Annotated in this window: 8 protein-coding genes; 3 read left to right on the top strand and 5 right to left on the bottom strand. The window is 38.3% G+C overall.

All coding sequences use genetic code 11. From position 1 onward, the window contains the following. Positions 1 to 315: 315 nt before the first annotated feature. The 3 genes from LEP1GSC058_RS19735 to LEP1GSC058_RS19725 all read right to left on the bottom strand — a co-directional run bounded on the left by LEP1GSC058_RS19735 (position 316) and on the right by LEP1GSC058_RS19725 (position 4245). The gene (locus LEP1GSC058_RS19735; protein WP_016551397.1) at positions 316 to 1251 is read right to left on the bottom strand and encodes a hypothetical protein; all 936 of its coding nucleotides are present in this window, start codon (positions 1249 to 1251) and stop codon (positions 316 to 318) included. 484 nt (positions 1252 to 1735) lie between these two features. After that, on the bottom strand, positions 1736 to 2086 hold the full coding sequence (locus tag LEP1GSC058_RS19730) for a PilZ domain-containing protein (RefSeq protein ID WP_016551444.1): 351 nt from the start codon (positions 2084 to 2086) through the stop codon (positions 1736 to 1738). Positions 2087 to 3075: 989 nt separating this feature from the next. Continuing rightward, the gene (locus LEP1GSC058_RS19725; RefSeq protein WP_016551411.1) at positions 3076 to 4245 is read right to left on the bottom strand and encodes a PilZ domain-containing protein; all 1170 of its coding nucleotides are present in this window, start codon (positions 4243 to 4245) and stop codon (positions 3076 to 3078) included. Between the two features lie 581 nt (positions 4246 to 4826). Here LEP1GSC058_RS19725 and lfb1 point away from each other — a divergent pair. After that, positions 4827 to 5180 (top strand): LIC10280 family protein, encoded by a 354-nt coding sequence (gene lfb1, locus LEP1GSC058_RS19720; protein WP_232224756.1) that lies wholly within the window; start codon positions 4827 to 4829, stop codon positions 5178 to 5180. Between the two features lie 113 nt (positions 5181 to 5293). On the opposite strand, the gene LEP1GSC058_RS19715 is transcribed toward lfb1, so the two are convergent. Then, positions 5294 to 5959, bottom strand: a complete 666-nt coding sequence (locus tag LEP1GSC058_RS19715; protein ID WP_016551473.1) for a Crp/Fnr family transcriptional regulator — start codon at positions 5957 to 5959, stop codon at positions 5294 to 5296. A gap of 347 nt (positions 5960 to 6306) precedes the next feature. Then, the gene (locus tag LEP1GSC058_RS19710) at positions 6307 to 7494 is read right to left on the bottom strand and encodes an NnrS family protein (RefSeq protein WP_016551396.1); all 1188 of its coding nucleotides are present in this window, start codon (positions 7492 to 7494) and stop codon (positions 6307 to 6309) included. A 451-nt stretch (positions 7495 to 7945) separates the two neighbouring features. Between LEP1GSC058_RS19710 and LEP1GSC058_RS19705 the strand changes: the two genes are divergently transcribed. Both LEP1GSC058_RS19705 and LEP1GSC058_RS19700 read left to right on the top strand, forming a co-directional pair. Then, complete coding sequence (locus tag LEP1GSC058_RS19705) at positions 7946 to 8626, top strand: LBL_2463 family protein (protein ID WP_016551476.1); 681 nt, start codon at positions 7946 to 7948, stop codon at positions 8624 to 8626. Positions 8627 to 8641: 15 nt separating this feature from the next. Next, the gene (locus tag LEP1GSC058_RS19700) at positions 8642 to 9553 is read left to right on the top strand and encodes an LIC10906 family membrane protein (RefSeq protein WP_016551421.1); all 912 of its coding nucleotides are present in this window, start codon (positions 8642 to 8644) and stop codon (positions 9551 to 9553) included. Position 9554: the final 1 nt, after the last annotated feature.

Below are 9554 nucleotides of genomic sequence, written 5' to 3'. Positions count from 1 at the left end.
GATTAGCGCCTTTCGTTATCTGATGGGAACTAAAAATATTCTTTCCGAGACGAACTTACAAAGTATCTGGAATCTAAAAGAAAAACATAATATCGATTGAGACCAATTAAATTATATTTCCTAAGACGTTTCAATTCGAAAGCTTTCCGATAACAAATAAGCGGAAAGCTTTTTTGTTCTCTAAGAAAATACGCTACTAAATTATGCGGTAATTATCGTTACTAAGTTTGACGACGGAGCGGAGCTTATTTCGGCACAGCGTTCGTGAATTCGAGTTTCGAAAGAAGTGTCAGGTGAATGCCATCACGCTATCGATTATTTAAGTCGAGGGGCAACGACGCCGGCCATCGTATTAATTTTCTTTTGAACTAGCCTACGAAGGTCCGTTATTTTGAACGACGCTCTTCCGACAATGGCGTCAAACGGAACTTCCTCTTCCATTTTTCGCAAACTATTTCGTATCCATTTAAGATCATTCATCTCGGAGATCTTTCCGGATTGTATCAAGATTCTAACCGTATCAAATTCAAATTTTCTTAAATGAATTTGAATCAAGAACGTTATCGGAACTCTGGATATCAGCTTTGCCCACGGGCCACCGGCATTCATTTGGGATTCAAGAGGCGTCAATCTCTCCGGGATCCGATCGTCGCTAGGAAGCGCGGAATAGTCCGTCGTTATAATGCGATCGGGGATATCAATTTCCGTCGGTTCTTTCAGCTCGACTCTTTCGATGATACTCGTAAGAATTTCTTTCCGGCAAGTATCTTCGTAATCAAAAGGGAATGAATTAAGAACTCTTTGGAATTCCTGGAGCATGACAGTGACGTTAACATATCGTCCCAATAGGGTATTATTGTGCTCTCTGATTTTAGGGAATAACTCTCTCGTAATTAAAAACGGCGATTTCTTTTTGAAGAATGTAGCTTCGTATATTTGCTCCAGCTTTTTCTCGGCATACGATCTTATTTCACTAACTATTTTCGAATCCGCATAAATATAAGCATCCACGCCCATATCTTGATTTTTAATTCCGCCATAAGGATCCGGTAAAACGACTTTGATTATAAAAATATACTTCGCATCCCTAAGAATTTCTAGAATTTTCCGTACTTTTGATGCATCTTGATAAATAAGTGCGCTCGCTTCACGAACGAACGTATCGGAGTAGGGAATTGGATCTTCCGTTCGAAGATGAATTCTTTTGATTTCCTCCGCTAATTCCAAGGCCTGTTTAATGTCTTCTTCCAATTTTCCGGTGACCTATTCGCGAATCGGATTTAATAAAGCTTCCTAAAATTGCCGTTTTGGCATGAGTTCGTTAAGATATATTGATGGATTATTGGTTGTTCTTCCATTATAAAGATCTCGTTACTCATTACGGAGTTCTACCGTACGCCTAATCCTTGTAATACTATAAACAATCGGTCAACGCTATTTTGCCGGAAGTTTTTCGATAAAAATTTGAATTAAGATGATTGGGAGGTTTTGATACTCGCAGATCCATTTGTACCAAGATGGGCAACGTGTTCTAATATGTTAGTAATACTGCGGTGATTTTTTATTTTCGAGAATCCGGATCACTCTTCGGAAGAATCATCCTGTACATTTTAGTAATTTTAGAATTCATTATTTAAAAATTGTCGGGACATCCATCCTGTTGAAATTAATAATTGACCGCTATATTCTCAAATCCTGGGCAAAACGGTCAGATTAAAAGGGGCTTTACTATTTCTCACTCGTCTATCGTTAAGCTTAAGGCAATCACTCTATCAGGTAGCGAAATTTCAGACGTAAACTTTATTCCAATAATATAATTAGTTGCATTGAGATTATTGCCTTTCTCATTTCTAACGATAATCCCTTCAAAATCGAGCTCGCCGAATACTTCTCCCGTTATTTTTCCGGATACGGGAGATCCGACGGTCGGTGAAGCCTTTGACTCATCTTGCACTAAAATACCCATTCCGATCTCGGAGATATTCGCGACAGATCCCGATATAGATATATCTTCGTAAATTAACGTTGCAGATAGCTCCGACAGCTCTTTCGAAATTATTCGTTCACGTTCCCTTTTATATTTCATGTCAGTCTCGCAATCCTCGGAATGTATTATTCATCGGTAAGTAAGCGTTTCAATTATTCATCCCATCGCCCTTTGCAGAAATCGATGTCGGTTAATGTCCAATGATAACCTGAAATTTCCGTTTAGCAAAAAGAAATTTATTTCCAAAATGTATAATCGATTATTTTCGCGATGGTTTTTGCGCTGGGTAAATTATGGAATTGTGAGATTTCTGCCATGTATATGTTGACTAAAGGGCAACTTTGAAATGGAAAGCAACCGGACCTTCACATAAAGAGTTAATAGTATTTTGAATAATTCTAACTTGAGTGAGGTCGGAAGCGATTTACTTTGGTGATCGCTTTTGTCCGAAAGGTCCAGTAGTTTGGAGGTTTGATTCTTTTAGTTTTCCTCCTTCGTGGCGGTCGACTTTTGCGGAGAATAGTCTCTTTAAATACAGTAATGCAATTATCGAAAAAATGAACCCGATAATTTGAACAAAAAATTGGAATGTGCTATCCATAAATGAATCTCCCAAATCTTAGTATAGACTAAAGTAATTAGAAATCTTTATCACGGTTAGTAAAAGATTTCCGCCTGAGATATTTTCCGCTGATTTCATTTAACAAGCGTAAGTTTCCGGTTTTTCAATTTTTCACCGCATTTTAACTATTTAATTCATTGCCACTCCCCGTAAAAAATTTTGCATTCATCAAGTTATCAAAAATCCGCAATTCGATAGAGCGTAAATATGCCGTGAAAGAGTAGAATCCAAAATAAAGCTGTTTATCGATAATTACACATAAGAATGAGAATGGATTACGCTCAAAGGGTAGGAAAACCAGGTATATTTTCCTTCAGTCGAACTTATCAACGCTTCACTAGAGAGAATCGGAAGCATTTATCGAGCATCCTGCTCGGGGATTGTGACGGCGCATAACGCGAATAATTTCGGGTGCTCTTGTCCGCTTCGTAATTTGAGAGGGGATAAGGTGCGTCGACGATAATTTCTACGAAACACGTTTATTCAATATTTTTAAATACTCTTTTCGAAGTGCGGTTAAGTTGGCTTCCAATCTTTTCCTGTTTAGCTCTTGCCCGTTTTCAAGTTTGAACTCAAGGCCCAAGTATAAGGTATTGGGTTTTTCTATGGCGGTCCATTTAACGGTGCCCGATAATGGAATAGCTGTCTGTCCTCGAAAAACAATATCAAAGTTAAGCTCTTTTCTTTTGGAAAGTTTTTCGGAGATAGCCGGGTCGTCTATCTTCAGGCGCATACCTGAATTGGAAATGTCCATTATTTTAAAGCGGTTGGCAATTTTCGTAGAATTGGAACTCAAAATTAAATTAGTGATCTCCTGCGACAATGATTCTATATTCGAAAGATCATCAGGAGTATATTGAATTGATTTGTTGCGCATCTGTATAAATCCGATCGAGACCGGGATTCCGTTATCATTCGGATAGAGAATCGGAACGATAAGTTCGGAAAGAATTCCGTTCGCTCTGTATTCCCGTATTCTTGATAAAATATCTGCGTCAGCAGTTCCTTCGCAATCGTTAAGAGAGACCTCTTGCGAGCGGAAGCAATTAGGATCGGACGTATCCGCGATGAATAACGACTTTTGATTCTTTTTTACCGATTCAAATTTGCCTTTTTGTCCTCCCCTAAAAATGTCTATAACAACGTCGCCAAGGTTCGTATTTTGGAGAAGTCTCTTATATTTTTCAAAAGATTCAAATACGATATTCGGCAATGCGAACTTAGTTTCATCAATAATCGACCTATGGCAAAGGATATTGGTGACGTATGCTATTTCGATAGGCATAGGAAGGCGCTCAAGGTCGCGTCCTTTTTTTGCGACACATAAACTCTCTAATTTGAATATACAGTTCCCGTTATTTAACTGTTCCATAAATATACAATTTACTTCTATGTAAGCGGCCAACATCCGGAAGAAAGCGATTCGATTTCCTCGATGTGAGTTAAACGTCTCAGGCATCGTTAAGACCAACTGATTCCCGCCATCCAATACTTTTACGATTCTGACTTCTTGGGTGAAAGGAGGTGTTTTTATGAACATTCTCTGATTCAAAAGATGCTTCTTAATTACCTGCAACTTTTGATGCTGGTCTAAAATAAATTCCAAGTTCCTAATAGACTTTTCTTCGTAGTTCATCGGATTTCGACCTCAAGAAGGTATAATTCAATCGACGAATAATTGACTGAAAATCTGTATCGAAATTATTTCCTTATTGTTAAGCGATCGAATATCTTCGGATATTTGCCTGTTTTTTAGGGATGAGACAGAATGATTGTCCCTAAAGCAATAAGAAAGCGACGGCTTCGTATCATTTATCAATAAATTATTATTATATAGACATTAAGGATTATTAATTTATCTGCCAATCTGGGCGTTAAATCGGGATTACCGAGGATATCCGATAGTTCGGACGGCCGGATTTTCCAAGGAAATCGCCGTTTCCCGTAGATAAGCAGGATGCGGTTTAAGTCATATCGGCGGTTTCCAATCGATAGCGCCACCGGAAGAAATTGATGGTTGTAAGATCAACGAATGACAAGCGAATAGAATACCTCTCCTTATAAATGAGAATTAAACTCATGGATTATTGTAATAAAAATGTAAAAATAATGTTATATAAAAGAAATATTTTTATGAATCAGAAAATTCTCTATTGTTAATTTAGGAATCAGGTATAGAATTCTTAAGCATCGCCGATTGGAGGTGAGACTATGTTTATGAATTCACGAAGAATGTTAGCTATCTTAGCGGTCATTGCTTTAGTGACCTCGGTAAGCGTAATGAAAGCAGATCCTCAGCTCGATCTAAGCGGAACATACAAAGCGAGCGGCATAAACCCGAATGGAACCAGATACAAAGGAACGGTCGTGTTCAAGAAAAACGATATTGGTAGCTATGATGTCGTTTGGTCCGTGGGCATCCGTCTGGAAGGAACGGCTATGTTAGACGGAGATACTGTTAGTGCGGATTGGGGAGATAGCACTCCGATCACCTATACTGTAAAAGAAGGAGGACGAGTTTTGGTAGGGATTTGGGCTCATGGAAACGGGTTAGAAACTCTTACTCGATAAGATTTTCTCTTGGGAGACGGAGGGTGTTCTTAAATGTTCATCCTCCGTTTTTCTCCTTAAGAAGAAAAGGCTACCGGTATTAAAATCGTTTAAAATAAGGATCGGAATCGAACTTAATTTTGAGATAGTATTGTTCGTTTAACGCGATAAGAATCGCCTTTTTCCTCAATAAGAGAATCTTCTAATAGAGAGCGGAATGCCCTGCTGATGGATTCGGGAGTTGTTCCTAATAATAACGCAAGTTGTTGCTTGGTAATCGGGAGGGAGATATATTCCTCTTCCGCACCTGATTCGCGTAAGAAGCCGAGTATTCTGTCCTTGACCGATAAAAAAAGGTTCTCCATCATCTTCTTTCTGAAATAATTCAAATGTTCTACGGTTAAAGCTGAGAACAAGAACAATGCTCGCGTATTTTGAAGTAAAAAAGATGTGAATTCATCCTTCGGGTAATATAGTAATTCGCCGTCTTGCAATGCTTCGCAAAACGCAGGGTAATTGCAAGTTTCCGTCATATAAAATATAGGATGTGCTGCGATGACCTCACCGGCCGTAAAAATCCTAAGAGTTGCTTCTCTTCCGTCCGAGTTTAGGCAATATACTTTAAAAATACCCGATGAAACGGTAAAAAACCCGCGATAAAGTTCTTTTTCGCTAAAGATTAATTCGCCTTTTTTATATTTCCTTCGGATCTCTATCGATTCGAGCTGGACCGGATATTCTTGACGAATCGTCTTCCAATGATTAGGGCTAACGGATTTGATTTCGGTTAAAGGTTGCATAGCGAACGATTAATAACCAATTACTTAGGGTGCGCTTTTAAAAACATCCCAAGAATTTTCTATTAACATTGATGCAAATCAAGAATAAAACTTCAAAATTTCATATTATTCCTGGCGGCCTATTTTTTTTAGACTTTTTAATTTGAAAGAATCTAAAAAAGGAAATAAACCAATTAATGTTTAGATGAAAAAGGCCCTTATCCGATAGGGGAAAAGCGATCGGATGACTCGAATCCATCGCCCGATACTTTCGCAAATTAATATATTAAACTTAGCCTATTTTCCTACTGAAATTCCGGATCCGATTTGATGAATTCTATTTCTTGCATCGAATCGATCAAAGCGAGTCAGGGAGGAGTAGGTCTTGCATCCATTCTAGGTTGAATTAATATATTAGTATATTGTAAAGAAAATATAAGGAAAGATAAAATCCAAAATAAAGCGGATAGAATATAAGCCTCTCGATTATGACCGAAAATCGGTAGAAATCCGCGGACAAGAACCGTTAAATTTATGAATACATATCCGAGGATCGTGAGCTTAGTTGCATGGATTGGTCTGCCGGTATGTCCGAGAGATACCCGCGTGATCATTCCATATATGAATACTCCGATCGCCCCCGTAGTGAGTACATGGTAGGCGGGCGAACTTGAAACGAGCCCGAAACGCGATGACGAGTATACCAAGAGTCCTATGACGATCCAAAAATAGCCCAAATGCAGAATGAGCAAAATGGGAGTTCGCGCCGACTTCCAAGGTTTCCAATATAGCCAGCGAACTGCGTTTAACACTGCATAGATAAAACAAAGGCCGCCGGAAAGGGGAAGCCATTTCGGAACCCAAAATAGAAAGAATTCCTCGAATAATAAAAGGACTCCAAAATACTGTAGAGTCTGCTCTAACTTCGGAAATTTTTGAGGGAAGGAGGCCGGAATTGCTACGGACGTAAAAAAGGGAATAATTCTTCCCGCTATGATGATGATAATGAATAGTATTACAAAAATGGAAATATGTATCAAATGCAGACTCAAATAGGATGGAATTAGGTTGATAACGGAAAAAACCGTCGATACATGAAGTAGACAAAAAACTCCATAAATAAACGCGATAATCCGATTATGCTCCTGACCTTTTTTCAGCAATGCAGGCAGAAGGTAATAGAGGGCCAATATATCGCAAAGTACGTCGGCCGAAAAAGCGATCGAAGAAAGATAGGAATTGGAGAGAAATCCGAATCTTCCCACGAGCCAAAGCAGAAATAAAGCGATTAGACTTTTTTCCTTTAATAGTACGGTTTTTGTCCAATTCTGAGCTGCGGTAAAAAGGAAACCGAGAATTGCCGCCCGAGCAAAACCGAAAACCATTTCATATATATGAAATTGAATGCTTACGGTCATGTAAGGCGGTGAAAAATTGGAAAATTGAAAGAATATCCAAATTAAGATGGCAAGCATCGCGTGCAGCGCCGTCCCGAGAAAAAAAGGACGGAAAGAAAACGTCCAGATACTTGCTTGGGGATTGAATAGCGTTGTCATTGGGCAATCATACTGAGATAAGATACGATTGTCTTTGATCCTAATCAAACGACCGGATGTTTTATTCGAATTCGATACATTTTTACGCGTAAGTTTCTCCTCGGAAATTGCAGAGATGACGTAAAATGAATTCTTAATATTTTCGTCGATGCTTCCATTGAAGGAAGGGTAATCACGAACGATAAAAATCCGTCGCTCTTGTTCGGAGCAGTTCAGGAATAGAATTTAATCGGACTTCCGAATATTCAAAAATAGTTTAGCGCTTATATAAAAGTTACGGATAAAGACTCGTTTTTAAAAGGGTTATGTTTAGAGTTTTAATAATTACTGATTTAATATAAACTAGAAATATTATGTACGGCGGGATCAGTGTAAATTTTCATGGCAAATTATTGACTGAACGCGGATTTTTTCGTTGCAAATATTTAGTTATGGTCAAAATAATTAAATTATGTCACATAAAGTTTTTGACCAGATTGCTCAATCCGTCAGCCAAAGAGCTCCCCGTTTAACGTTGAATACCTGGTTTCCGGGTTCCGAATTTCATATCTTGGATAAAATAAAAAATTTTAGCGCCAAAATATACAAAAGTGCGGGATACAATGAGTATCCGTTTATGAATTTCGATCCATGGTCGATTTGGTTTTATGTTACTGATCGGGACGGTAATATTCAGGCAGCCACTAGATTAGTGGAAAAACGGGATGACAATCTTGTGCCGATTGAATTTGCGCTTCTAAACTTTCCGCTTCATGAGGAAGAAATGGAAAGAGCGGAAGATTATATTAAGTTCGCACCGAATATCAGATACGCAATAGTCAAAACTAATTCAGCCGATTGGAATTCGGTTTCATTTCGTCCGACTGTTCTGGGTCTCAGGGCGATGAAAATGTGCGCGAGCGCGGTCGCGAAATACTGCCTTACGAAAGGTTTTGAAATAGTTTACGGGCTAATTAATCCGGAGTGGTTGGGATTGCATCGAGTGTATTTGGATTACGGAGCAAAAGAATCGGATGAATTTCCGAATTTAGTTTACTACCCGCATTGCAAATTAAAGGGAAGAGTTTCGAAATTTAGAATTATCGAAATGCATAAAAGTTCTTTACAGTATTTGGCGAAAAATATCGTATAATTAAACTAAATTGACATGCTCTCGATACAATTTGTAGAAACAGTAGCCATATTATTCTCCTTATTTTTTGGGGTTTACGTATTTAAAATTTCGCCTACCAGTGATTTGAATCGAAGATTCTTAACTCTCTGCATATTAATTTCACTCTGGATAGGTTGTTTCCTGATACGGGACTTTTTACCTCTGGGAATTAGGCCGTTTGCATTCGATTGGATGCTACTTCCGTCAATTTTCATACCCTCTACTCTAAATTCGATTGTTCGAAAACTAAAAGGGGAGGTGGCGGATACTCTTCTTATTCAAAAAGCAGGAAGCGTTGCTCATGTATTCTTATTGGGGTACTTTGTTTATTGTGCGGTTTTTTGTAAATTTAGCGTACTGATAGATTCGTATAATTTTTATTACCGACCTACATTCAATTATCATCTTTTGTTAATATATGCGACGACCATTTTGGGGCTTTCTATTTTAAATTTAGGGAATCGAATTCGCATTTCGAAAGGATTGATGCGGGTTCGCATGATACTATTATTAAGCGGAATTAGTGTCTCTTTGTTTTTCGCATTAGTCTTCATTTATCTACTACCGTTATTTCAGATTTTTTACGTGCATTTGGTATCGATCGGAATCATTCTCTTTCTTTTCCTGTGGGCGATTGCGATATTGCATTACGATGCGTTTGCAATAAAGGACCAATTGCTTTCGGGGAAAAAGATTCCATTTTTGATACGCGCAAGTTTACCTGCCGTCCTACTTTTATACCATTTGGCAGATCCAAGAGATTATGATAAAAAATTATTGGATACTAGGTCTCAGATAGCCAGTTCGTTAATCGAGTTTAACTATGAACTTGTTGCAAGAACGTCACTTGAAGGCGATGAAAAATCTAGAGTCATTGCCGAGCAATTTGGCCGTTATTTTAAATGAA

The sequence above is a fragment of the Leptospira fainei serovar Hurstbridge str. BUT 6 genome (assembly GCF_000306235.2).
Classification (GTDB): domain Bacteria; phylum Spirochaetota; class Leptospiria; order Leptospirales; family Leptospiraceae; genus Leptospira_B; species Leptospira_B fainei.
This window is presented reverse-complemented; position numbering and strand designations above follow the sequence as displayed.

What these genes read in the sequence shown, in the direction of transcription:
- LEP1GSC058_RS19715 (WP_016551473.1), bottom strand. Translation starts at nt 5,959, where the DNA reads ATGCAACCTTTAACCGAAATCAAATCCGTTAGCCCTAATCATTGGAAG.
- lfb1 (WP_232224756.1), top strand. Translation starts at nt 4,827, where the DNA reads ATGAATTCACGAAGAATGTTAGCTATCTTAGCGGTCATTGCTTTAGTG.
- LEP1GSC058_RS19710 (WP_016551396.1), bottom strand. Translation starts at nt 7,494, where the DNA reads ATGACAACGCTATTCAATCCCCAAGCAAGTATCTGGACGTTTTCTTTC.
- LEP1GSC058_RS19700 (WP_016551421.1), top strand. Translation starts at nt 8,642, where the DNA reads ATGCTCTCGATACAATTTGTAGAAACAGTAGCCATATTATTCTCCTTA.
- LEP1GSC058_RS19730 (WP_016551444.1), bottom strand. Translation starts at nt 2,086, where the DNA reads ATGAAATATAAAAGGGAACGTGAACGAATAATTTCGAAAGAGCTGTCG.
- LEP1GSC058_RS19725 (WP_016551411.1), bottom strand. Translation starts at nt 4,245, where the DNA reads ATGAACTACGAAGAAAAGTCTATTAGGAACTTGGAATTTATTTTAGAC.
- LEP1GSC058_RS19705 (WP_016551476.1), top strand. Translation starts at nt 7,946, where the DNA reads ATGTCACATAAAGTTTTTGACCAGATTGCTCAATCCGTCAGCCAAAGA.